The organism is Halosimplex marinum, assembly GCF_051414075.1.
Classification (GTDB): Archaea; Halobacteriota; Halobacteria; order Halobacteriales; family Haloarculaceae; genus Halosimplex; species Halosimplex marinum.
In genome coordinates this window covers 186,449-210,586 of the sequence record NZ_JBLKNY010000006.1, presented here as the reverse complement: position 1 = coordinate 210,586, position 24,138 = coordinate 186,449, and the positions used below count along the sequence as shown (strand labels likewise).

Sequence of the window (24,138 nt, the reverse complement as noted above, 5' to 3'; positions counted from 1 at the left end):
CCAGACGAACGCGACGCTCGCGAAGAGGCCCAGCGTATCGGCTGGAAGCGGCTGCCCCGCGGAGATGTCGCGCCCAAGCGAGTGACCGAGCCGTCCGAGACCGGCGGCGATTCCGAGGAGGGCGACGAGCAGGAGCGGGCGCCCGGTCAGCGGGTGTCCGAATTCACGACGGTGGCGTGTCCACTCCGCCCGTGTGATCTTCGTCCCCTGCCGGAGGTGTGCCGGTATGCGAGTGGGTAGGGTCATCGTCTCTTTGAGGGCGCAGTTTCGCGGACCCACTCGCTAGATTCGCCCGCCTCCGGAGCCACCGATCAGCTGGAAGGCCGACAGTTTCGGATGGGTTCTGAGCACGCGGCCGCTCCGGCGTGACACGCTGACTCCGATCTCGCGGCGACTGAACGCTTCCATCAGCTGGAAGCACGTCCCCGGCGACATTCAAAAATGCGCCCGTGTTTCAATTCGGCAACCGGCGCGAAAGTTTTTTATATGCCGAGTGATCCGCCGCGGTTCAGAACTCTAACCGACGCGCCAACGCTGGCGGCCGAACGCGTCGGGAATCGTTCCGGTTTCCGATGGACGGACGATGTGACCGAGCGGCGGCCTACAGCACCGCGAGCCAGCCGTGCTCCGCTGCCACGAGCAGTCCACCGCCGAGGACCGCCAGCGCGCCGAAGCCGACGCAGACGCCCCAGAAGGCGACGCGACGGACCAGCGCCACCAGCGCGCCGACGGTCAGGTAGCCGACGACGGCGCTGACCGCGAGCGCGAGGACAGCCTGCGGGACCGGGATCGTCGGCACGCCCTCGTCGAGGACGACCAGCAGGCCCGCACCGAGCGAGGCGGGGATCGACAGCAGGAACGAGAGTTGGAGCGCGCGCTCGCCCTCGTGGCCGCGGAGGAGCAACGCGCTGACCGTGGTGCCCGACCGGGAGACCCCGGGGAGCAGGGCGAGGCCCTGGCAGACCCCGACGACGGCCGCGTCGACGGCGTCGGGGGTCGCGCGCTCGCCCAGCCCCCAGCGGTCGGCCGCCCGCTGGACCAGGCCGGTGCCGACGAGCAGGACGCCGACGGCGGCGACGAACGCGCCGCCCGCCAGCTCCGTGGCGGCCTCCGCGAGCGCGGCGTAGACCGAGAGGCCGACGACGCCCGAGACGAGCGTCGCGACCCCGTAGAACGTCAGGTCCGCCCGGTCGGCGGCGAAGGCGTCGCGCGGGCGCCACTCCGGCGCCGAAGCGAGGAGCCCGACGGCTTCCCCGCGATAGAAGGCCAACGCGGCGGTGGCCGTGCCGGCGTGCAAGAAGAGTGCGAACTGCGTCGCCTCGAACGCCGACTCGCCCGTCAGCAGCGCGACGACGAGCGCGACGCTGCCCTCGCTGGAGATCGGGAGCCACTCGAAGACGCCCTGGACGAGTCCGACCAGCAGCGCGAGCAGCGTCGCCTGCAGGTCCATGGCGGGAGAGAGCACGTCGCGGATAAAGGCGTTCGGGTCTGGACGGACGGCCGGTCGGTCGTCGCGCCGGTCCCGGCACTCACGTCTCCCCCGCGGTCGTAAGACGGCCTTTCGACCGACGGGTCGAGCGGGCAGTCCGGCCGAGGACAGAGTAGCCCCCGCTCGCGCCGGGAGACAGGTCGCCTAGCCCTGGAGCCGTCCGCGGCGCGTCGAGTACCGTGACCCCACTCGTCGACAGGTCGGCCCTATCGACGCGGGCGAGCGAGTACGGTCGCGTTTGCCGCGAAAACGGCTCTCGGCCTTTATCGGCGCTCCGGGCCAGCATCGGAACCGGCGCCCGACGCGGCCGCGATCGCCGCGGTCGGGCCCTGCCGCGGGGCGGTCATCGGTCGAGGTCGTCGGCGGTTCGGACCGTCCACTCGCCGTCCTCGAAGGCGACCGTCGTCGCGAACAGGTCGTCGAGGCGCTCGATGGCCTCGTCGTCGTGGGCCTGCGGGTCGAGGTGGTAGTGGGCGACCGCGTCGGTCGCCGCGCAGCGCTCGGCGACCACGTCGAGGAACTCGGCCGCGCTGTCGAGGTCGACGTACTGCAGCAGCGTCGTGACCGACTGGAAACAGACGACCGTGCGGTCCGGCGCGTCGTCCCACTCGTCGAGACAGTCCGCGATCTGAACCCCGAGCCGCGTCAGGTTGTGCGGCGACCCCACCCGCTCAACCGCCCGGTCGGGGTCCCCCTCGGCCCCGTCATCCTCCTCGTCGGCTCCGTCGCGCGACCGATCCGAGCGGGCGCTCGCGTCGACGGCGAGGATCCGCATCCGGGTGGGGTAGCCGCCGGCGACCCGCTGCCAGGCGTCGACGTGTTCGGCCGGGGACTGGGTGAAAAGCACCGACAGCGCGCGTACGTCGGTCGACCCGTCGGGCGTCAACAGGTCCAGACAGAGCCGCGGCTCCGCCCCCGTGAACGACGGGCAGCAGACGAGGACGTTGTCGCCGGGTCGTATCGACACCCCCGACTGTTCGATGATCGAACACATGCGGGCGTGGTCGTTGCTACCCCGCTATGGGCCATAAAGCTACGTATCCGCGCCGCAGACCCGGCCTGGTCGACCATGTCCGGACGACGGGACCGGCCGCCACTGGGGAAACCGACGAGCGGTGTTCGAGCGGTGCGGCGGTCGGCAGTCGGCGGTGGGCAGTCGCCAGTCGCAGGTCGCGCGGCGGTCGACAGTCGGCGGTGGGCAGTCAGCGACCCCGCGGCGTGGCGGCTACGAGTTTCGGACGAGCGGTTCGTACCACTCGCGGTTCTCGCGGTACCACTCGACGAACGCCGCGACGCCCTCGCGGATCGTGTAGGTCGGTTCGTAGCCGATCAGCTCGCGGGCCTTCGACACGTCGGCGTGGCTGTGGTCGGCGTCGACCTCGTAGGCGTCGGTGTGCTCGATGTCCAGCTCGGGCGCCAGCTGGTCGCGGATCTCCTCGGCCAGCGTCCGGATGTCGATGTTGTCCGTGCTGCCGACGTTCATCACCTCGCCGTCGGCGGCGTCGGTGTCGAGCAGCGCGCGGTTGGCCGCGAGGATGTCGTCGACGTAGGTCATGTCGCGGGTCTGGGTGCCGTCGCCGTAGACGACCGGCGGCTCGCCGTTCATACAGCGCGAGACGAAGTTCGAGATGGCCATGTTCGGGCGCATCCGCGGGCCGTAGACGGTGAAGTACCGCAGCGCGACCGCGGGGACGCCGTAGCGCTCGGCGTAGACCATCGCGTAGCGCTCGCCGGCCAGCTTGGACGCGCCGTAGGGGCTGATCGGCGTCGTGAGGTGGTCCTCGTCGTAGGGGAGCGAGCGGGGCTTGCCGTACACCGACGAACTGCTGGCGAACACCAGCCGCTCGATCTCGTGGTCGCGGGCGGCGTCCAGCACGTTCAGCGTGCCGTCGACGTTGACCTCGTCGTACTTGCGGGGGCTGTAGTCGGTGCGGACGCCGGCCTGGGCGGCCTGGTGGTAGACGCAGTCGGCGTCGGCCACGAGGTCGTCGACCAGATCGGCGTCGCGCACGTCCCCCTCGACGAGGTCGTAACTGCCGTCGCTTCTCTCGGCGGCTTCCCGGGCGGTCTCGACGTTGTGCTCCTTGATCCGGGCGTCGTAATACGGGTCGAAGTTGTCGAGGACGACCACGTCGTGGCCGTCCCGGGCGAACGCTTCGGCGAGGTGCCCGCCGATGAACCCGGCGCCACCGGTGACGAGAATTCGCATTGTCGTATCGCTTACCCGGCGAGAGAAAAAGCCATCGTCACATCCCGCTGGCGATCCATCTCTCGAATCGGCACGGACTGACAATTAAATATAGTCGGTCCGTACCCTAAGACATGGAGCGTATCGAGGACACGGGTCTCGAATCTGATCTCCCGGTCGGTCAGATCCGAGCGACGCTAGACGACGCGCCGGTCCGGGTCGCGATCCTGTTCGGTTCTCACGCGGCCGGCCGTGCCCACGACCAGAGCGATGTCGACCTCGCCGTCGAGTTCGACGGTCTCGAACCCGGTGATTCCGAATACAACGAGACCCGATTCGGGCTGAGTACTGACCTCTGTGAGGCTCTAGGAACTGACGATGTCGACCTCGTCGACGTTCACTCGCTCCCGCCGTCACTCGCTCGCTCCGTCTTCGATCACGGGATCCTTTTGATCGGATCCGGTGACCGGATCGCGGTCCTCCGCGAGCGACTGCTTGACGAAGGGTCGGACGAACGGTCACCGCGTGAGCGATTCGATTCAGCACTCCGTCGGATCGACGAACACCTCGCATGAGCGACCTCCCGGCGGACCGGGCCCGGCGGATCCTCGATGCCGTCGACACTATCGAGCAATCGCTCGGTGTCCTTGCACAGAAGCGGAAGGCGGTCGACCGGGAGCAGTACAGAAGCGACCGCGACACGCGCGACATCGTGGAGCGTCGGTTCGTCAAGGTGACCGAAGCGGCGATCGATATCGGTACCGTCCTCGTCGTTCACGAGCGCGGTGAACCACCGGAGAGCAATCCAGCGACGATGCGCGCGCTCGCGGAAGAGGGTATCGTCCCGCCGGAAGTCGCGGAAGAGATGGCCGAAACGGCACGCTTCCGAAACGTGCTCGCACACACGTACGGCGATGCGATCGACGACGATGTGGTGTACGACGCACTGAACGACCTGGAGCGGTATCGATCGTTTCTCGTCGAAGTCCGGAAATATCTCAACTCGATCGACGCGCTGGACGAATGAACTGACAGACAGAGGAGGGGATCGCTACTCCGCAGTCGCGTCGGCCTGCTCACTGTCGTCGTCCGTCTCGACGGCGTCGGCCTCACGCAGGCGCTGTTCGGCGGCGTCGCGGTCCTCGGGGTACCCCACGTCGGTGCGCCAGCCGTCCATGCGGATGGCGTCGATGGTCCGCCCCGAGTGGATGAGGAGATCGATCGCGTCGCTGATCTCGTACTCCCCGCGGTCGGAGGGCTGGACGAGGTGACAGGCGTGGAGGATCGCCGGTGTGAACGTGTAGAAGCCGGTCATCACGAGGTTCGACGGTGGATCGTCGGGCTTCTCGACCACGTCGGTGATCTCGCCGTACTTGTTGGTGTCACAGACGCCGTACCGAGAGGCCTCCTCCCAGGGGACCTCCTCGACGAGGAAGGCGGCGTCGGCGCGGGACTCGGCCTGGCGGTTCACCACGTCCTCCAGGTTCGCCCGGAAGACGTTGTCGCCGAGCATCATCATGAAGTCGTCCTCGATGTGGTCCTCGGCGGTCAGCAGGGCGTGTGCGATCCCGAGCGGCTCGCGCTGGTGCGTGTAGGTGATCGGGACGCCCTCGAAGGCGTCGTCGTAGTGCTCGATGATCTTCTCTTTCTTGTAGCCGACGACGACGATCAGCTCCTCGGCGCCGAGTTCGACCAGGTTCTCGAAACAGTGGGTGAGGATGGGCTTACCCGCCACCTCGACCATCCCCTTGGGTTTGTCCTCGGTGAGCGGCCGGAGGCGCGTCCCCTCCCCGGCCGCGATCACGACGGCTTGCATGGCACCGACTGGTCCCTCGTCGGGTAAAACTCTTGTCGAGGGGAGAGAGGACGGGATCCGAGGGCGGGTCTCCGGGGAGCGTATGCCGGCACCAGGCGTTTGGGGGTCGCGGCCCTCGTTCGGAGCCGAATGGTCGACTCCGACGGCGCCGTCCCGTTCGACCGATCCCGGACCGGATGGTGGCTGTTCGTCGCGCTGCTCGCCCTCGCCGCGGCGTATCTCGCCCACGCGTTCGTCGGGCTGCTCGTCACCGGGGTCTTCGGGTACTACGCGACCCGGCCGATCAACGACCGCGTCGACCAGGTGATCGACGCCGACGCGGTGGCGGCGGCGGTCACCGTCCTCGTCGTGCTGGTCCCGGTCATCGCGCTGACGCTGTACGCCGGGTTCCAGTTCGTTACCGGGCTCGCGGACGTGCTCGGGAACGCCGTCGACCCGCTCTCGCTCGCCGCGCAGTACTTCGGGCTCGGGGAGGTCCCGGCCAGCGAACGCGAGGCGCTTCGGACGCTCGTCGAGAACCCCGACGAGTTCGTCGCGGACCCGCGAGCGGCGGCCCAGACCGTCCTCGCTCGCGGGGCAACCGTCGTCAGCGCGGTCGCCAGCACGCTCCTGTTCCTCGCTCTGTCGATCACGCTCTCGTACTTCCTGCTGGAGAACGACGACGTGCTCTCGACCGCGCTCGAACGGCTGTTCGGCGGGCGGGACACGACGGCCTACGCCTACGCGACCGCGCTCGACGCGGACCTCGAATCGGTCTTCTTCGGGAACTTCCTGTTCGTCGTCGTCATGTTCGTCGTCGCGACGGTCGCCTACGCAGCGACGAACCTGCTCGTGCCGCCCGCGGCCGGGATCCCCATGGTCCTCGTCCTCGGCTTTCTCACCGGCGTCGCCAGCCTGATCCCGATCGTCGTCGGCAAGATAATCTACGTCCCGATCCTCGGCTACCTCGCGCTCCAGGCGACCCGGACGGACGGCCTGGCGCTCGCGCTCGTCGGCGGCGTCGCCGTCGCCTACTTCCTCGCGCTCGATTTCCTCCCGCAGACGTTCCTGCAACCGTACATCTCGGGGCGCGACCTGGACGGGATCATGCTCATGTTCGCGTACCTGCTCGGTCCGATCCTCTTCGGCTGGTACGGGTTCTTCCTGCTGCCCATCCTCTTCGTCGCGATGCTGGAGGCCGTCCGGATCGTCCTCCCGGAACTGCTCCACGGCGAACGGCTCACGACGACCGCGACCATGGCCGATTCGGTCGGCGCGGACCCCCAGGACGAGGGCGCGGTCCCGACCGACGACCCCGGCGAGAGCGGAACCGGGCCGACCGCGGACGGCGAGTGAGCGGCCCGGTTTCATACGGATGATTGCAAGTCATTCCGGGATCGACCGCATGACTGCGTGCGGTCGACCCGGGAAACGCTTGCAATCATCCGTATCAGTCCCGCCGTTCCGTCCGCCGGCGGACTCGCGCCACCGACCCGAATCCTGAAGGCCGGCGGTAGCGAACGCCCCGCCAATGCACGTCAGCATCGTGGGCAGCGGCTACGTCGGGACGACGGTCGCCGCCTGCCTCGCCGACCTGGGCCACGACGTGACGAACGTCGACATCGACGAGGACATCGTCGCCGCGATCAACGGCGGCGAGTCGCCGATCCACGAGCCCGGTCTCGACGACCTCGTGGCCGAGCACGCGGGCGAGCGCCTGCGGGCGACCACCGACTACGACGCCGTCCGCGAGACGGACGTGACCTTCCTCGCCCTGCCGACCCCCTCCGAGGACGACGGCGCCATCGACCTGGCCTACATGGAGGCCGGCGCCGCCTCGCTGGGCGAGGCGCTGGCCGACAAGGACGGCGACCACCTCGTCGTCGTCAAGAGCACCGTCGTCCCCGGCTCGACCGAGGAGGTCATCGCGCCCGCCATCGAAGAAACCTCGGGGAAGACCGCCGGCGAGGGCTTCCGCGTCGCGATGAACCCCGAGTTCCTCCGGATGGGCACCGCCGTCGAGGACTTCCTCGACCCCCAGAAGATCGTCTTCGGCGCCCGCCGGCCGGCCGCCTACGACACCCTCGGGGAGGTGTTCGCGCCGCTGGTCGAGGAGAGCGACGCCGCGGTCGTCGAGACCGGGATCCGCGAGGCCGAGATGATCAAGTACGCCAACAACGGCTTCCTCGCCGCGAAAGTCTCGCTGATCAACGACATCGGAAACATCTGCAAGGAGTTCGATGTCGACGCTTACGAGGTCGCCGACGCGATCGCCTTAGACGACCGCATCGGCGGGAAGTTCCTGCGCTCTGGGATCGGTTACGGGGGTAGCTGCTTCCCGAAAGATGTTAACGCAATTATACAAGCTAGTCGAAGCGAGGGGTACGAGCCGCCCGTTCTCGAAGCGGCCGTCGAGGTAAACGACCTGCAACCGCAGCGCCTGCTCGGACTGCTGGACGAGCGGGCGGACGTGGCCGGCGAGCGGGTCGCCGTCCTCGGCCTCTCGTTCAAGCCCGGCACCGACGACGTTCGCAAGACACGGGCGGTGCCGGTCATCGAGGGCCTCCAGGAGCGCGGAGCGGAGGTGGTCGCCTACGATCCGGTGGCGACCGAGAGTTTCGACGACCACTACCCTGACATCGAGATTGAGTACGCCGACAGCGCGGCCGAGGCGCTGGAGGGCGCCCACGCGGCGGTCGCGGTGACCGACTGGGACGAGTTCGCCGCGCTCGACGCCGAGTTCGACGCGATGGCGAACCCGCTGGTCCTCGACGGCCGCCACATTATCGAGCGCCGCGACGGCATCGAGTACGTCGGGCTGACGTGGTGAGCGGCCGGCGACGACACGCCTCCCGGCTCCGTTGCCGGACTACCCGCCGACGGTCACTCGCGACCCGTCGACGACGGCCGACTCCGGCACCCGGACGGTCCGGGACTCGTTGCCGACCGTGAGGTCGTAGGTCCCGGGATAGGGGACGACCAGCCTGTAGGTCCCGTCGGCTCCGACCGTCGCTCCCTGGCGGTACGGGAACGACGTGCCGGGAATCTCGACCGTGGTCCGGGCCTCGACCGTCGCGTTCGCCGGTGCGGTCCCCGCGACGGTCGCGCCGGGGACGAGCGTGAACACCTTCGTCGTCGCCGCCGGCGAGGCGTAGACCGCGCGGTAGTGCGAGACCGCGTCGTACCCCCGTTCGGCCCAGCGGCTCCCGTAGGTCACGTAGAGGTGTTTCTGGATGGTTCCGTCACGGCGCGGCAACTGCTCGACGACGACGAAGCCCGTGTCCTCGTGGAGCCGTTCGTACCAGCGGGCGCTGGCCGCGGCGTCGTCGTAGACGAACGGCCGGTAGCTGTCCCGCGCCAGCGAGTAGTTCTCCGCGACGCCGCTGGTGAAGTAGTTGTAGACGCGGTTGACGCCCCACCGGCTGAAGACGTAGCTGTCGGGGTACTCCAGTCCCTGTTCGTCGGCGTAGCCGCCCATCCAGGTGGCCGTCTCGTAGGTCTCCTCCTCGACGACGCCGCTCTCGACGTCGCCGGGCAGGTAGGCGACGCCGCCGGCGACGACGGCGAGGACGACCAGCGCCGGCACCGCGACGGACCGGAGCGTCAGCGCGGCGCGGTCGAACCCCGCCGGTTCGACCCCACCGTCGGCGCCGGTCGCGGTCCGCCAGTCCGTCCCGACCGGGCGGCGGACGGGCGCCGGGAGCGCGGCGAGGTCGTACCGGGCGAGCAACCAGACGAACGCCACGGCCGCGAACACGGCCAGTACCGGCGCGAAGTGGGCGGCGAAGCGGATCTGCAGCGCGGTCAGAAAGAGGAGCCACCACGCGTAGCCGCTCAGGGCGAGCCACTGGCGGTCGCCCAGGGCCGCGCGCCGGAGCGCCCACACCATCACCGGCAGTCCCAGCAGGACGACGACGCCGAAAAACTCCAGCCCGAAGGCGTTGCCGGGCGTGAACACCGGCTCCTTCTCGGCGACGTTCGACCGGAAGAGCAGGAACCCGACCCCGCCCAGCAGTCTCCCGACGGCCTCCGGAACGAGGGCCCACAGGACCGCGAGCCCGACGACCGGGCCCGCGAGTTCCGTCCCGACGAGCGCGCGGACGGACAGCGACCCGCGGCGGACGAACTCGCCCACGCCGGCGAGCGCGAGCCCGCCGGCCAGCAGTACCCCGGGCACGACGGCGGCGGCGACCGACTGCCAGCCCAGCGCGACGTGGGCCCCCAGTGTCAGCACCGCCGCGGCCGCGATTCCCGCGAGCACCGGGCCGTTCGCACGCAGCGGCGACCGTTCCTCGACCACGTCCAGCGGGACCGCGGCGGCGAGGTACCCCGCGACGGGCACGAACAGGAGCGGGCTCCCCTCCCAGGCGAGCGTCTGTCCGGCGACGGCGACGCCGAGCAGGCCCGCACCGCGCAGCCCCGCCGACTCGAACGCCTCGTCGGCGTCGACGGTGACGACCCACGCGAGCACCGTCAGCGTCGCCGCTCCCCAGACGTAGTCGAAGGCGTGGTGGTCGGCGAACCCCAGCGAGGTCCGGAAGGCGAACGTCGGGACCAGCGCCAGGAGGACGGCCGCGACCAGTCCGACGCGCCGGTCGTCCATCACGCGAGCGCCGAGGAGATACACGACCGCGGCGGTCGCGAGCCCCGCGACGACGGGGTACCACGCCAGGACCGCGCCGGTCGCGGTCTGTCCGCCGCCGGCGAGGCCGGCGACCCACCACAGCGCCGCCAGGAACAGCGGCTCCCCCGTCGGGAGGTCGACGAGCGCCCCCAGATCGAGCGGCCCGCCCGACCCGCTCAGTAGCCGGTCGACCTGGTAGCGGTAGAAGTACGGGTCGTTGGCCGTCAGCACCACGTCGCCGCCGCGGAACACGTCGCGGTAGATGTACGCCCGGGTCCACACGAACAGCGCGGCGACCGCCAGGGCGACGCCGACGGCGGTCCCGCGCGCCGACGCGACCGCGGAGAGGTCGGGGCCGTCGGAACCCCGGAGCGACGAGCGGTCGGGCAGACCGAGATTCGAGACGACCGCCGCGAGTCCGCTCCCGTCAGCCGACCCGGTCCCGTCCGCGCCCGTCGCGTCGGACTCCAGCGCGGCCCGGACCGCCTCGGGGTCGGCGAGGCGGTAGCCGCCGCCGGTGTCTTCGACGACACCCTGCTCGACGAGGCGGCCGAACGTCCCGGTGTCGACCGCCACGTCGTCGAACGTCCACGAATCCGTCGCCTCGTCGGCGTCGAGGAGCGCGGCCAGCGCCGCCTCGAACTCCGGGTCCTCGGCGGCCCGCGCCGCGAGGTCGTCCCTGTCGGCCATCTTGCCGGGGAACTGTTTCCGCAGGAAAAAGACGTTCCGGTTACCGTGCGCCGTCGGCGTCGCTGCCGGCGCGCTCGCTCCGGTCTCCGTCCCCGGTTTCGTCGACCACCCCGCGACGACGGTCGACCGCGAACACGGCGCCGGCGACCAGTAGCGCCGCGACGAGCACGCGCGGATTCGAGGTGACGTAGAGGCTCGGCGTCGGCGGGCGCCACCAGGTGAACGGGTAGAGCCACGGACCCGTGTGCCCGTCGGCGTACACCCGGAGGCCGTCCAGCGCCAGCGACAGCGACCCGCCGGCGACGAGCGCGGCGAACGCCCGTCGCCGGTGTCGGTCCCCGAACGCCAGCGCGACCGCGCCTGCGACCAGGACGACGCCACCCAGTGTGCTCACTGCGCTCCACGTGAACGGGACGCCGAGCGCGGTCTCGACCGTCGCCGAGTCGACCACGGTGTCGATCTTCACGAGGTCCGGGACCGCGGCGCCGCACGCCCCCACGGCGACCCACGGGGGCGTGATCCGCTCGACCCGCCAGCTCGCGACGGTCAGAACGGCGTACGCCGCGAGGACGTGCGTCAGCAGGTCAGCCATCCCGGCCCACCTCCCACTCGTCCGCTCGCACCTCGAAGGTCAGCGACGCCCGGTCGACCCGCCAGTGGCGGAAGAACAGCGCGAGGACTAGCAGGGCGCCGACCGCGGAGACGGCGTACTTGTAGCCCGCCGAGCCGCCCGCGGGGTTGACGACCGCGACGGCCGAGGCGTCGATGGTCCGCCCCTCCCGGAGGGTGCCGTACGCCTGGACGAACCCGCCCGGCCGGACGCGCTCTGTGAACCCGTGGACGGTCATCTCGAAGGCGCCTTCGCCGGAGTCCACCCGTATCGTCGCGCGGTCGGCGTCGGGCTCGAATCGCTGGACCGTCCCGAACAGTAGCGTCCGCTCGCCGACGTGCGCGTCGTAGTCGGTAGCGAGGTCGTCGGTCTCCGGGTACGGGCTGTGTGTCGGCGCGACGGCGTCGTAGTGGACGCAGAGCCCCCCGAGGACGCCCAGGAGCGCGACCACGCCGACGAGTCGGACCAGCGGATGCACGCCCCCGTCTCGCGAGGGCGACGAGAAAACGTTTTCGCGCCGTGCTCGATACCGACGAGGTCCCCGCTCTCCCGAGCTACCGCCCCCTCCCGACGCACTTCGACGGAGGTATACCCCGACCGCGCCTCCCCTCGCTCATGCGCCAGTTCGTCGTCCTCGGTCACGACGCGCCGACGACCCCCGACTTCTCGCTCGACGACATCGCCGGCGGCGCCGGCCGCCTCGACGTGCTCTGTCGCTGCGTCACCTCCGCCTTCTTCCTCTCGCACGACATCCGCGAGGCCGTCCGCGTCCACCTCGTGCTGGCCGACGAGTTCACCGTCACCTTCGACGGCCGCGATCTGCGCCGGCTCAACCCCGACGAGCGCTCGACGGCCGCCCTGGTCCGCGGCGCCCTTGAGGAACGCGAGGAGGCCATCGGCCACCAGCCCGTCGAGACTTCGCCGGGCGTCTCGCTCACTCGCCGCGGGTTCGAGCCGACCCTCGACGCCGTCGCCAGGGACGGCACCGTCGTCCAGCTCCACGAGGACGGCGACCCCGTCGTCGCCGCCGACCCGCCGAACGACCCCGTGTTCGTCCTCTCGGACCACCGCGACTTCACCGACCGGGAGGCCGACCTGCTGACCGACGCCGCCGAACGCCGGGTGCGGCTGGGGCCCGAACGGCTCCACGCCGACCACGCGATCACCGTCGCCCACAACTACCTCGACACCGACGGCTTCACCGCGTACTGACCGCTCGGCCGGCCGCTGTCGGGCGATAGCCGCGCTTCGGAACTGTTAAAAACGGCCAGTGTCTCCGTCCAAGTGCTACCAGCGCGGGCCGGTGGGGTAGCTTGGTATCCTTCGGCCTTCGGGTGGCCGTAACCGCAGTTCGAATCTGCGCCGGCCCATAACTTCTCTGGCTTGCTGCTGGAATACGAACGCTCCTGTTAGTGTCAACAACTTTGTCGGAGTCTGATTAGCAGTGTTCTCGGTATTGATGAGGGCCCGCCGGAACCCGATCGCCACGGGTTCATCGCACTGTAGTTCCCACGTCATATAGAAGACATCACTATCTAGAGGGGAAGAGTCAAGCATTTATTTATAAATGATGCCGAATCTAGATCAGGATAGTGGGTGCCGATTACGTACGTCGGACGGCAATTACCCGTCTCGTGGTCGATAGCGAGCAACGCAAGCTGCTAAAGGACACGGTTACTGCGTGGAAACGCGGGTGCCAACTCGCCACAGATCTCGCGTGGGGACAGTGTAGCGACAAGAGCGACGTTCAAGCGCTTGCTTACGATACCGTGCGTGAAGAAACCGATCTGGGCAGTCAGCATACTGTTCTTGCCACTCACCAGGCCGCCCAAGCTATCACTGGGTGTATGGAACACCAGTCGCGGGGACAGCGGACCAGTAAACCGACGTTCACGGCACCGACTGTAAAATATGACACCCGGACGATGACGCTGTTTGATGACGAGACTGTGTCGTTGTCTACGACAGAAAGTCGTGTTCGGTGTCCGCTGGCACTTCCTGACGACCAAGAGGGCTACCAATGGCAGTATCTGGACGGTGACAACTGGGAGGTAACTGAGAGTACACTCACTGTTCGCGATGGTGAGTATTTTTTGCACATTGGATTCCGCCGACAGAAGACACGAACCGAGAAAAATACTACCGAGGACGGAACGGTTCTTGGGGTTGATCTCGGTATCGAAAATCTTGCTGTCACCAGTACTGCATACTTTCTGAACGGCGATGAACTCAGACACAAGCTACGAGAGTTCGAAAAGGTCCGTGGTGGGCTGCAACGGACTGGTACCCGTAGTGCCCACCGAACGCTGGCTGAGACCAGTCGCCGTGAGGTTCGATATCTCAGGGATGTAATCCATCGTGCGTCACGAGCACTTGTAGACGAGGCACTCAGATATGACTGTGATATCATTTCGTTCGAAGACCTATCGCATATCCGAACTCGAACGAATGCTTCGTGGGGCCACAGATGGGCGTTCCGTGCCCTTTTCGAGTTCGTCGAGTACAAGGCAGAGGTCCATGGAATCTCAGTAAAGCAAGTTGAACCGTCGAACACGTCGAAGCAGTGTGCGGAATGTGGCTCTACCTCTGACGAGAACCGTCCGACTCGAACCGATTTCCGATGTCAACAGTGTGAAACGGAAGCGAATGCGGACTACAATGCGGCAAAGAACATCGGGCTGCGGTACGTCCGTCGAGGTCAACAGTTGTCTCGGCGGACGGGCAACAGTCAACTTGCCCTGAAGTCCGGAACTGTGACGCCGAACGGTGGATTTACCGCCTACCCCCATGGGTTTGAGGCGAAGTTCACGGACAAGCCCCACCCGACGAGTTGAGGTTTCTGACTGGGTAGCGGTGGGGTTGTTGATATTCGTGCCGGCCCACTTTTCCACCGCACTATCTCCAGAGCGACGGGTTCGCGACGATACACCTGATACCTGGTGGACGGTACCCGGCAGTGTCGGGGATCCGATACCACGGTGTCGGGATTTACAGTCCCCGTGACCCGTCGCAACTATTAATGCAATCGAATATGTTCCCTATCCTGGGTATGACGAAGGCACTCAAGGGTTCGGGTTTTCTCGGATTGGCCGTGATGATGGCGGTCGGGTTGCACCAGTTCGTGATTCTGTCGGGCGGAAACGCGGTTCCGCCGTGGATGATCGGCGGCCACGCTCACCTGGGCGTGCTGTCGATCCTCGCGATCGTGATGGGCTTCGCGGTGCCGGCGGTGGGCGTGACGGGCACCCTGCGGACGGCGGTCACCGCGCTGTTTATCGCCGGCCAGTGGGGCATCCCGGGCATCGTGTGGCTCGGCGAGGGCTTCGGGCTCACGTTCCTGATGCCGACCGGGTTCCTGTGGGGCGGCGCGCTCATCGTGTCGATGCTGATCATGTTCTACAAGACGGTCACGCAGGACGCGAGCGCCGGCGGGAGCGGTCCCGCGCCGGCGGCGCCGGCCGACGACTGACGGCCGGGCGGGACGACCCCGAAACTGTCCGGTTCCGTGGTCTATTTTCCGGCGGCGCCTCGGGATGTGCCCGTGATCGTACTCCACGCGTCGTTCCCTATCGACCCCGAGCACCGCGACGAAGCGCTCGAACTGGCCGACGACCTCGTCGAGCGGTCCAACGAGGAACCCGGCATGATCGACTACCGGGCCACCGTCGACCTGCAGGACGAGAACGTGATCCGGTTTTTCGAACAGTACGAGGACGAGGCCGCCTTCGAGGCCCACACCGGGACCGACCACTTCCAGGCCTTCGAGGAGCGCCTGCCGGATCTCCTGGCCGGCGAGCCCGAGGTCCGGCGGTTCGAAGTCGAGTCGGCGACGGACCTCGAACTCTGAGCGGCGGCGCGTCCGGGACGCGGACCGCCGGGGCCGTAGTCGCGGGGTAGAGTCCCGAAGCGACCGCCCCGCCGACGTACACCACCAGTTGGGCGGGAACGTTTAGGGGACTGGCCCCGAATCGTTCTGACATGAACGTACTCGTCGTCGGCGGGAGCGGGTTCGTCGGGACGCACCTCAGCGAGGAACTGGTCGAGCGGGGCCACGACGTGACGGTCCTCTCGCGGAGCCCCGACGGCGAGGGGCTGCCCGCGGCCGTGAGCACCTACGCGGGGGACGTTACCGAGTACGACTCCATCGAGGGGGCCTTCGAGGGGACGGACGCGGTCGTCTACCTCGTGGCGCTGTCGCCGCTGTTCAAGCCCGACGGGGGCGACGAGCTGCACGACCGCGTCCACCGCGGCGGGGCGGAGAACTGCCTGCGAGCCGCCGAGGAGCACGGCGTCGAGCGGTTCGTCCACCAGAGCGCGCTCGGCGCCGACGCCGACGGGCCGACCCACTACCTGCGGGCGAAGGGCCGCGCCGAGGAACTCGTCCGCGACTCCGACCGCGAGTGGGTGATCTTCCGGCCCTCTATCATCTTCGGCGAGGGCGGGGAGTTCGTCGAGTTCACCAAGAAACTCAAGTCGTGGTTCGCGCCGGGCCTGCCGGTGTATCCCCTGCCCGGCGGCGGCAAACAGACGCGGTTCCAGCCCATCTGGGTCGGGGAGTTCGTCCCGATGATGGCCGATGCTGTCGAAGACGACGCCCACGTCGGCGAGACCTACGAGATCGGCGGCCCCGACGTGCTGACGCTCCGGGAGGTGACCGAACTCGTCTACGACTCGGAGGGGAAGTCGGTCTCCATCGTGCCGCTGCCGATGGCCCTGGCGAACGTCGGCCTCACCGTGCTGGGCAGCGTCGGGTTCCCGATGGGCAGAGACCAGGTCCGGTCGCTGCGGCTGGACAACACCACCGCCCGCAACGACGTGGACGCCTTCGGCGTCTCCGAGTCCGAGCTGACGACGTTCCGCTCGTATCTCGGCCTCGGCGGCTGACCCCACGACCGTCACTGACCGCTACCTCCTGGCCGCACCGTTCGACTGTCAGGTATCGGCGTGCTACGCCGTAGTATAGACCGCCTTCCCGACGACCGCCCGTGGTGTGTCCGCACTTCAACCGCTGGCTGGGGCTCGCTATCGTTCGACGCCTATCTCACCGGAGAAAGAACGGCCTACCCGGCCACAGTCGTGCGGTTCTCCGGTAACTAGTTACTACTATGACAACATCAGGTTCGATACCCGGACAAAAAGCTTATATCCGCGATGGGATTGTTTATTTCTCAACGGTAACGGCAGCTATGAAACTGGCGATGATCGGCTTCGGGCAGGCCGGCGGTAAGATCGTTGATAAGTTCCTCGAATACGACGAGGCCACCGGGAGCGGGATCGTCCGCTCCGCGGTCGCGGTCAACACAGCGAAAGCGGACCTGCTCGGGCTAGAACGAATCCCGGAGGAGAATCGAGTACTGATCGGCCAGGCGCGCGTGAAAGGGCACGGCGTCGGGGCCGACAACGAGCTCGGCGCGGAGATCGCCGAGGAGGACATCGACGAGATCCAGGGGGCCATCGACAACATCCCCGTCCACGAGATCGACGCGTTCATGATCGTGGCTGGGCTCGGCGGTGGGACCGGCTCGGGCGGGTCGCCCGTGCTGGCCAAGCACCTCAAGCGCATCTACACCGAGCCGGTGTACGGCCTGGGCGTGCTGCCCGGCGGCGACGAGGGGGGCATCTACACGCTCAACGCCGCCCGCTCGTTCCAGACGTTCGTCCGCGAGGTCGACAACCTGCTCGTGTTCGACAACGACGCATGGCGCAAGTCGGGCGAGTCGATGGAGGGCGGCTACGAGCAGATCAACGACGAGATCGTCCGGCGGTTCGGCGTCCTCTTCGGGGCCGGCGAGGTCGGTTCCGGCGACGAGGTCGCCGAGAGCGTCGTCGACTCCTCGGAGATCATCAACACCCTCTCCGGCGGGGGCGTCTCCACCGTGGGGTACGCCGCCGAGACCGTCGAGGAGGACGACTCCAGCGGGTTGCTCTCCCGGTTCAAGGGCGACGACGACGGCCTCGACGACGGCGGCATGGACACCGCCAACACGACCAACCGGATCACGTCGCTGGTGCGGAAGGCGGCGCTGGGGCGGCTGACCCTGCCCTGCGAGATCGACGGCGCCGAGCGGGCGCTGCTCGTGATGAGCGGTCCGTCGAACCACCTCAACCGGAAGGGCATCGAGCGCGGCCGCAAGTGGCTCGAGGAGCAGACCGGCTCCATGGAGGTCCGCGGCGGCGACTACCCCGTCCAGGAGAACAACGTCGCCGCCTCGATCCTGCTGTCGGGCGTCCACAACGTCCCGCGGATCAAGGAGCTCCAGCAGGTCGCCATCGAGGCCCAGGACAACATCGACGACATCCGGCAGCAAAGCGAAGAGAACTTAGAGGAGTTGGTGGAAGATGACGAGGATGAGTTGGATCCGCTCTTCTAAGAGCGCCGCGCTGGTCGCATTGCTCGCCCTCTCGCTCGCGGCGGTCGGGACAGCCGGAGCTATCTCTGTCTCGCCCGGCGAGGTCCCCAACGAGACGCAGGTCGGCGAAACGGTGACGACGACGGTGACCGTCGAGGACCCGTTCGTCGACATGCCCGACGAGTGGACCCTCCAGGGGAGCACCGAACTGGAGAACGTCAGCTGGACGGTGACGGTCCGCCAGCAGGGCGAACAGGTGAGCCAGGAGACCTTCGGCGACCAGTCGTTCGAACACCCGCTCAACGCCAGCAACAACGGCGACACGGTGGTCGTCGAGCTCACCGGCGACACGCCCGCCATCGAGAACTACACCTACGAACCGGCCGAGACCTACACGCTCTACGACTTCGAGTCGGTCCAGGGGAGTTCCACGAGCGGCCTGAACGCCACCTCCGTCCACCACTACACGAACGCCAGCAAGGACGCGCGCGAGTCGATCGACGAGGCCGCCGAGGCGATCAACGCCTCGGACGCTGACGACGGCCAGGACGACCTGAACCAGGCGATCTCCGCCTACGAGAACGGCAACTTCGAGAACGCCGAGTCCAACGCGCAGGACGCCCTGGAGGCGGCCGAGCAGGCCGAGCAGTCCGCCCAGCGGAACCAGACCATCCTGATGGCCGTCGGCGCGCTGGTGGTCCTGGGGATCATCGGCGGCGGCGTCTACTACTGGCGCTCCAACCAGGACGAACCCACGAAGCTGCAGTAGATGCGCGTCGTCGTCCCGTTCGCCCCCGAGCGGCCCAAGACCCGCCTCGCGCCGGCCCTCGACGAGGCCGAGCGGGCCGCGTTCGCGCGGACGATGCTGGACGACACCCTCTCCGTTCTTTCGACGCTCGACCGCGAGCGTCGGGTCCCGGTCGACCCGCTCGTGCTCTCGACGGCGCCCGTCGACGTCGACGCGCCGGTCGCCGTCGACGACCGGCCGCTCACCGACGCGGTCAACGACCGCCTGCCCGCGAGCGGCGGCGACGACCCCGTCGCGGTCGTCATGGCCGACCTGGCGCTCGCCACGCCCGACGCGCTCGAACGACTGTTCGAGCCCGACGCGGACGTGGTGATCGCGCCCGGTCGCGGCGGCGGGACGAACGCGCTCGTCGTGCGGGACCCGGCGTTTCACGTGGACTACCACGGCGCGTCGGTCCGCGACCACCGCGCGGTCGCCGCCGAGGCGGACCTGTCGCTCGCGCACGTCGACTCCTACCGGCTGGCGACGGACGTGGACGAGCCGGCCGACCTCGTCGAGGTGTTGCTCCACGGCGAGGGGGCGGCCGCGGCGTGGCTCCGCGAGGCCGGCTTCTCGGTCGCCGCGGCGGACGGCCGGGTCGGCCTCGAACGGAATTCGGGCTGAATCCGAACGAAATTCGGACAACGGTTTTCACGCGGTGGGGCAACGGTTCACACGCACGGGTCGACCCCGTGCGGACGGGTCACGTCTCGCGCCGGCACCCGGCCGCGTCGCCGACGCCGCTCCCAGTCACCCCGTCCGGGGACGCGGTCGGCCGTTCCGCGGCCGGCGGTCCCGGGTCCGCCGCCGGCCGTCCATTGTTCGTCCGTTTCGGCGGACCCGACCCCCGCTGGCTCCGACCGCGCCCCGTCGGCGCCGGTTCGTTCGACACCCCGTCGGCGTCGCCGCTCCCGGTATCCGTTCCCCCGGCCTCGACCCCTTCCCCGTCTCCGGGAGCGTCAACGCTTTGCCGGTCGAACGTGGACGGGCGAGTGTGATCCCCGGCGCCGACGAGTACGACGTGACCGTCGACCCCGACCCCGCGGAGGTCGAGCGCCTGCTCTCGGTCACGCCAGCGGACGTGGCGGCGGCCGACGAACTCACCTTCGCCCGCAACGTGTTCGTCCCGCTGACGACCGCCTGCCGGTACACCTGCACCTACTGCACCTACTACGACCCGCCGGGCCAGGCCGAGCTCATGTCGCCCGAGGACGTGCGCGAGGTCGTCCGAACCGGCGCCGACGCCGGCTGCACGGAGGCCCTGTTCACCTTCGGCGACGACCCCGACGACCGATACACCGCCGTCCACGAGCAACTGGCCGAGTGGGGCCACGACTCCATCCACACCTACCTCCGGGAGGTCTGCGAGATCGCCATCGAGGAGGGGCTGCTCCCCCACGCCAACCCCGGCGACCAGACGCGCGAGCAGATGGCGACCGTCGCCGACGTGAACGCCAGCATGGGCGTGATGCTCGAGACGACCGCCGACGTGCAGGCCCACGGCGGGCCCCGCGCCAAGAACCCCGGCCAGCGACTCAACACCATCCGCACCGCGGGCGAACTGGGCGTCCCGTTCACGACGGGCATCCTCGTCGGCATCGGCGAGGAGTGGGCGGACCGCGCCGAGAGCCTGCTGGCCATCCGCGAGTTGCACGACCGCTACGACCACGTCCAGGAGGTGATCGTCCAGCCCGTCCGCGAGAACGAGCGCTGGACGGACGGCTCGCCGGGCGTCGAGACGCTGCGCCGGACGGTCGCGATGGCCCGCGCGGCACTGCCCGAGGAGGTCTCGGTGCAGGTGCCGCCCAACCTCGCGCCCGTCCGCGACGTGGTGGACTGCGGCGTCGACGATCTGGGCGGCGTCTCCCCGGTCACCGACGACCACGTCAACCCCGACTACAAGTGGCCGGCGCTCCGGGAACTCGAAGATATCGCCGACTACGCGGACGTTCCGCTCTCCGAGCGCCTCCCCGTCTACGAACGATTCCTCCCCGCGCGGCTCCGGTCGGCGGGGGTCGACCCGGCCGACCCGCCGGCGGAGGCCGACCGCTGGGTCTCCGCGCGGGTCGCCGACGCCATCGACGCCGACGACGACGCGGGACGGCGCTACCGGGCTGTGCTGTCGGACGAGGCAGCGGACTGAGCGCCTCGCGCCCGGTGGACGCGCCACGCAGCGGCCCCACGGGCCGCGAGGAGGGCTCCGCCGGACAGAGTGGGTCCGCGACACGGCCGCCACCGTCGCGAGGAGCGCCCACAGTTAAGGCGGACCGGGAACAACCGACGGGCGATGATCGGGTCCGTCCGGCAGTACCTCGCGACACTGGCCGAGGAAGACCGCCGGACCGCGGCGTTTCTCGTCTGGAACGCGGGCAACACCGTCGTCGCGGTCGGGCTGCTCGTCGGCGCGTTCGCCCTGCTGGTCGTGACTTCGGCGCCCGGCTTCCAGCGGGGGGTCCTGCTCGCCTACATCGCCGTCGCCGTCCTCTGGCTCGTCTCCATCTTCACCATCGGGCCGCTCTACGAGCGGTTTGCCCCCGGGGAGTAGCCCGCTCGTGGGGCACGGTCCCACGTCGGACACACCGGCGCGACCGCCTCACACCAGCAGGGAGACGAGTTCGAAAAAGAGGTCGCCGTAGACGAGGCTGACGACGAGCGCGACGAACATGGGGACGATGAAGGGCATCCCCGGGGAGATCCAGACCACGTCCGCCTCGGCGAGCACGTCGAGCCCGTCGCGCAGCCCCTCGGCGGTCGTCCCGTAGGCCGACCCCTCGATATCGTCGAGGAACGCCCCCGCGCCCCAGGGGTCGTCGTAGTCGCCACCGCCGCCGGTGGCCGCCTGGGCGTCGCCGCCACCGCCCGCTTCGCCCCTTCGACCGCCGTCGGCGGTCGCCTCGTCGTCCCCTTCGACGGCGAGCTCGCCGCTCTCGGGGATCGAGCCGTCGCCGGGCGGAGCGGGGTCGTCGGGGAGGCTCGCGGGGTCGCGCAACCGCTCGGGGTTCTCGCGGACGGCAGTCAGCGTCGTCCCGCGCCAGCGCAGATACATCCGCAGGGCGTCCAGGTCGAGGCCCCGCCGGGTGAAGCCGCCGGGGGTCTGGAGCAGCGAGCCGTACTCGGCGGTCGCCTCCTCGGCGCGGATCGGCCTGCCGATGAACATGATCGGCGCGAGGTGGCCCGAGAGGGCGTTGCGCAGCGTGACGGCGACGGGGTAGGCGGCGCCGACGATGACCGTGTTCGAGAGGACGGTCAGCGAGAAGACGCCGACGGTCGTCCGGGTCAGCGGCAGCGACGCCGCCGGGAGGTAGTAGGTCGGGAAGGTCGGGAAGAGGACGGCGAGGACGATCAGCGCCTTGGCGTCGGCGCCGCCGAAGCCGCCGAAGTAGTAGAAGAGGTAGCCGATGGACCCGACCATCCCGAGCGACAGCGCGACGCGGAGGTAGAACCGCTCGCGGGCGACCAGCCCGCCGGGGAGGTCGCCGGCCGACACCCGCGCCACGTCCCAGGCCAGCAGTGCGATCCCCAGCAGGGCCAGCGGGAGCCAGGTGGCGTTGGGCACCCGTCGGGTGCGCACGTCCCGGTAGGCGGCCCAGGCGAAGACGGGGACGGCGGCCAGCCGCAACAGGTCCGGCGGCGGGCTCTCCGTCAGGACGGTTCCCAGCCAGTCGAGCACGACCGAACCAGCGCGCCGGCGGCCATTAGTGGTTTCGGCGCCGGAGACAGAAGTATATCCGTCCATACATGATCGGCCGGAGACGCCGTCCCGAACGGACGCCGGTCGGGCCGGGGTTCCGGTACTGATTTATATTCCTCTCGTGACGGTTATTGGCCGTATGCAACGTTGGGTGACGCGGGCGACGTCGACGGGCAGTCGAGTTCGGAGGGCGGTGGTCGGATGACGGCCGGGGACGGAACGGCCGACCGGGAGTCCGCCGACGGGGCGCGGGACGGCGACCGCTTCGACGAGGAGCGGGTGCTCTCGCTCCGGTACGTCCGGGACGACCGCGACGACCGCTACGAGGAGCACGGGATCGACCGGCGGCTGGACGACCCGGACCGCAGCGACGACAGGACGCCGGACGACTGGCAGACGCGGCGCGAGGCCATCGCGGACTACTACGACGGCGAGTGCGGTCGGTGCGGGAGTTCGCTCGAAGCCGGGTGGCACTGTCACCACGTCCGGCCGCTCAAGGAGAACGGGACCCACGCGCTGGAGAACCTGGTGGCGCTGTGCGAGCCGTGTCACACGCTGTTGCACCCGTACATGGACGACGCCGACTGGGCGGACGCGCCGATGTTTCCGGCGGCCGACGCCGACCCGCGAGTCGCCGTCGAGCGGCGGCCGGTCTCCGCCCCGGAGGACGAGTGGTTCCTCCACGAGTCGCTCGGGGGCGAGCAGTCGCTCGGGGGCCAGTACAACTACCAGTCGCGGTCGGCCGGGACCACGACCGTCCCCGCGGTCGCCGCCGTGCAGAAGACCGACCCCGAACCCGCGGAACTCGAGGAGGTCGAAGACCGACTGTCCGCCGACGTGCTCACCGACCCCGGGATGCGAGCGCGTCCCTACCCGATCTCGAACGGGAAGGCGACCGAGAGCGACCAGCGGTCCGCGTGGCGGCGGAAGCGACGGGCGGCCGCCCGACGGTATCGACGGGACCTCGACGCCGGAGCGGGCGGGTCCGAGGGGGGTACGGACGACGGCGCCACCGGATCGAGTTCGGGCACCGCGGATACGGACACCGACGCCGGGGGGAGCGACGCGGACGAGGCGTGGCTGCTCGTCGCGCTCGAAGGGAAGATGGGAGTGGGCGCTTTCGTGGGTGCGTTCCTCGCCCTCACTGTCGGATACGTCGCCGGGTCGGCACTGATGGGCATCTCCGAACCGGCGGGCGGGGCGCTGATGGGGATCGGCATCTGCCTGGGCGGGCTCGTCGTCCTCTTTGCGGTCTGGACGGTCGGTCACGACGCGGCGTTCCACCCCGAGGGCCCCGACGGGAAGGCGCGATACGCGGTCGGTCCCTGGTCGCTCGCGACGGTGCCGGTCGCGGCGCTCGCGTTGAGTTCGTATCCGCCGGGGCGGTCGCTCGGCGTCGTGGTCGCCTGGTTCGCGCTGGTCGGGCGACTGAGCGCGGTCGTCGGGGCCGACTGGCGGCGGTACGTCCGCCCCCGGTACGGCGACGGGAGCGACGGACTGGTCGGACCGGCGCTCGTCGCCGGCGTCGTCCTGCTCGCGGCGGTCCCGGGGGTCCTGGCGACCCTCGCGCCGCGAGTGTCGGCGCTCGCGTGGACCGTGCGACCGATCGACGGGCTGGCAGTCGCCGTCCTCTCGCCGGTGGAACCGATCCTCTCCGCGCTGTGGATCGACTTCGGTCTCCTCGTGGCCCTCCCGTCGCTCAGCTGGCCGCTCGCGCTCGCCGTCGGCTACGGGGCGGTCTCGAGCGCGGTCATGCTCGGGTCCCGCGTCACGGCCGCGCTCTCCCCGAGTGATCCGGGCGGGGAGTAGCGACGACGCGACGGAGCGGGACGAGACGGAACGGGACGGGAAGAAACCCCGCCGACGGCGCCGCTACGTGTGGTCCCTTCGTCCGACTAGAGCGTTCAGCGGCCG

23 protein-coding genes and 1 tRNA gene are annotated in these 24,138 nt (G+C 69.2%); 16 read left to right on the top strand and 8 right to left on the bottom strand.

Annotated features, from left to right (window positions below; translation table 11 throughout):
- Positions 1-601 precede the first annotated feature (601 nt).
- The 3 genes from ACMGFI_RS17485 to ACMGFI_RS17475 all read right to left on the bottom strand — a co-directional run bounded on the left by ACMGFI_RS17485 (position 602) and on the right by ACMGFI_RS17475 (position 3,698).
- Entirely contained in the window at positions 602-1,450 is an 849-nt protein-coding gene (locus tag ACMGFI_RS17485) for an undecaprenyl-diphosphate phosphatase (protein ID WP_436911221.1), read from the bottom strand.
- Between the two features lie 382 nt (positions 1,451-1,832).
- Entirely contained in the window at positions 1,833-2,483 is a 651-nt protein-coding gene (locus ACMGFI_RS17480; protein WP_436911219.1) for a DUF7504 family protein, read from the bottom strand.
- Positions 2,484-2,714: 231 nt separating this feature from the next.
- Entirely contained in the window at positions 2,715-3,698 is a 984-nt protein-coding gene (locus ACMGFI_RS17475) for an NAD-dependent epimerase/dehydratase family protein (RefSeq protein ID WP_436911218.1), read from the bottom strand.
- Positions 3,699-3,811: 113 nt separating this feature from the next.
- Between ACMGFI_RS17475 and mntA the strand changes: the two genes are divergently transcribed.
- Positions 3,812-4,252, top strand: a complete 441-nt coding sequence (gene mntA / locus ACMGFI_RS17470) for a type VII toxin-antitoxin system MntA family adenylyltransferase antitoxin (RefSeq protein WP_436911217.1) — start codon at positions 3,812-3,814, stop codon at positions 4,250-4,252.
- Entirely contained in the window at positions 4,249-4,704 is a 456-nt protein-coding gene (gene hepT / locus ACMGFI_RS17465) for a type VII toxin-antitoxin system HepT family RNase toxin (RefSeq protein WP_436911216.1), read from the top strand. The genes mntA and hepT overlap by 4 nt, the downstream gene beginning before the upstream one ends.
- A 24-nt stretch (positions 4,705-4,728) precedes the next feature.
- On the opposite strand, the gene aglF is transcribed toward hepT, so the two are convergent.
- On the bottom strand, positions 4,729-5,493 hold the full coding sequence (gene aglF / locus ACMGFI_RS17460; protein WP_436911214.1) for a UTP--glucose-1-phosphate uridylyltransferase AglF: 765 nt from the start codon (positions 5,491-5,493) through the stop codon (positions 4,729-4,731).
- Between the two features lie 129 nt (positions 5,494-5,622).
- Between aglF and ACMGFI_RS17455 the strand changes: the two genes are divergently transcribed.
- Positions 5,623-6,828 (top strand): AI-2E family transporter, encoded by a 1,206-nt coding sequence (locus tag ACMGFI_RS17455; protein WP_436911212.1) that lies wholly within the window; start codon positions 5,623-5,625, stop codon positions 6,826-6,828.
- Between the two features lie 175 nt (positions 6,829-7,003).
- Positions 7,004-8,302, top strand: coding sequence for a UDP-glucose 6-dehydrogenase AglM (gene aglM, locus ACMGFI_RS17450; protein ID WP_436911211.1), 1,299 nt, complete (start codon positions 7,004-7,006; stop codon positions 8,300-8,302).
- Between the two features lie 39 nt (positions 8,303-8,341).
- Here the strand turns inward: aglM and ACMGFI_RS17445 are convergent, their stop codons facing one another.
- Genes ACMGFI_RS17445 through ACMGFI_RS17435 form a run of 3 tightly spaced genes read right to left on the bottom strand, consistent with a single transcriptional unit; the run spans position 8,342 to position 11,874 of the window.
- Positions 8,342-10,786, bottom strand: coding sequence for an STT3 domain-containing protein (locus ACMGFI_RS17445; protein ID WP_436911209.1), 2,445 nt, complete (start codon positions 10,784-10,786; stop codon positions 8,342-8,344).
- A gap of 40 nt (positions 10,787-10,826) precedes the next feature.
- A complete protein-coding gene (locus ACMGFI_RS17440; protein ID WP_436911208.1) occupies positions 10,827-11,378 on the bottom strand; it encodes a metal-dependent hydrolase in 552 nt (183 codons plus the stop codon).
- Entirely contained in the window at positions 11,371-11,874 is a 504-nt protein-coding gene (locus ACMGFI_RS17435; RefSeq protein ID WP_436911207.1) for an OB-like fold-containing membrane protein, read from the bottom strand. The genes ACMGFI_RS17440 and ACMGFI_RS17435 overlap by 8 nt, the downstream gene beginning before the upstream one ends.
- Before the next feature lie 137 nt (positions 11,875-12,011).
- Between ACMGFI_RS17435 and trmY the strand changes: the two genes are divergently transcribed.
- The 11 genes from trmY (at position 12,012) to ACMGFI_RS17380 (ending at position 21,078) form a co-directional block, all read left to right on the top strand.
- Positions 12,012-12,608: a tRNA (pseudouridine(54)-N(1))-methyltransferase TrmY gene (trmY, locus tag ACMGFI_RS17430; protein WP_436911206.1), complete on the top strand. Its 597-nt coding sequence runs from the start codon at positions 12,012-12,014 to the stop codon at positions 12,606-12,608.
- 85 nt (positions 12,609-12,693) lie between these two features.
- Positions 12,694-12,766 (top strand) — tRNA-Pro (locus ACMGFI_RS17425).
- A gap of 222 nt (positions 12,767-12,988) precedes the next feature.
- The gene (locus ACMGFI_RS17420) at positions 12,989-14,230 is read left to right on the top strand and encodes an RNA-guided endonuclease InsQ/TnpB family protein (protein WP_436911204.1); all 1,242 of its coding nucleotides are present in this window, start codon (positions 12,989-12,991) and stop codon (positions 14,228-14,230) included.
- A gap of 215 nt (positions 14,231-14,445) precedes the next feature.
- Entirely contained in the window at positions 14,446-14,865 is a 420-nt protein-coding gene (locus tag ACMGFI_RS17415) for a DUF8059 family membrane protein (RefSeq protein WP_436911202.1), read from the top strand.
- A 72-nt stretch (positions 14,866-14,937) separates the two neighbouring features.
- Positions 14,938-15,243 (top strand): putative quinol monooxygenase, encoded by a 306-nt coding sequence (locus ACMGFI_RS17410; RefSeq protein ID WP_436911200.1) that lies wholly within the window; start codon positions 14,938-14,940, stop codon positions 15,241-15,243.
- Positions 15,244-15,374: 131 nt separating this feature from the next.
- Positions 15,375-16,280 carry a complex I NDUFA9 subunit family protein gene (locus ACMGFI_RS17405; RefSeq protein ID WP_436911198.1) on the top strand — a complete coding sequence of 302 codons (906 nt, stop codon included), beginning with the start codon at positions 15,375-15,377 and terminating at the stop codon, positions 16,278-16,280.
- Positions 16,281-16,582: 302 nt separating this feature from the next.
- Positions 16,583-17,767 (top strand): tubulin/FtsZ family protein, encoded by a 1,185-nt coding sequence (locus tag ACMGFI_RS17400; RefSeq protein ID WP_436911197.1) that lies wholly within the window; start codon positions 16,583-16,585, stop codon positions 17,765-17,767.
- Positions 17,736-18,515: a hypothetical protein gene (locus ACMGFI_RS17395; RefSeq protein ID WP_436911195.1), complete on the top strand. Its 780-nt coding sequence runs from the start codon at positions 17,736-17,738 to the stop codon at positions 18,513-18,515. The genes ACMGFI_RS17400 and ACMGFI_RS17395 overlap by 32 nt, the downstream gene beginning before the upstream one ends.
- Positions 18,516-19,157, top strand: a complete 642-nt coding sequence (cofC, locus tag ACMGFI_RS17390; protein WP_436911193.1) for a 2-phospho-L-lactate guanylyltransferase — start codon at positions 18,516-18,518, stop codon at positions 19,155-19,157.
- A gap of 370 nt (positions 19,158-19,527) precedes the next feature.
- Positions 19,528-20,676 (top strand): 7,8-didemethyl-8-hydroxy-5-deazariboflavin synthase subunit CofG, encoded by a 1,149-nt coding sequence (gene cofG, locus ACMGFI_RS17385; protein WP_436911192.1) that lies wholly within the window; start codon positions 19,528-19,530, stop codon positions 20,674-20,676.
- 144 nt (positions 20,677-20,820) lie between these two features.
- On the top strand, positions 20,821-21,078 hold the full coding sequence (locus ACMGFI_RS17380) for a hypothetical protein (RefSeq protein WP_436911190.1): 258 nt from the start codon (positions 20,821-20,823) through the stop codon (positions 21,076-21,078).
- Between the two features lie 48 nt (positions 21,079-21,126).
- On the opposite strand, the gene ACMGFI_RS17375 is transcribed toward ACMGFI_RS17380, so the two are convergent.
- Positions 21,127-22,203, bottom strand: a complete 1,077-nt coding sequence (locus ACMGFI_RS17375) for a prepilin peptidase (RefSeq protein WP_436911188.1) — start codon at positions 22,201-22,203, stop codon at positions 21,127-21,129.
- Positions 22,204-22,425: 222 nt separating this feature from the next.
- On the opposite strand from ACMGFI_RS17375, the gene ACMGFI_RS17370 reads away from it, so the two are divergent.
- Positions 22,426-24,033 carry an HNH endonuclease gene (locus ACMGFI_RS17370; protein ID WP_436911187.1) on the top strand — a complete coding sequence of 536 codons (1,608 nt, stop codon included), beginning with the start codon at positions 22,426-22,428 and terminating at the stop codon, positions 24,031-24,033.
- Positions 24,034-24,138: the final 105 nt, after the last annotated feature.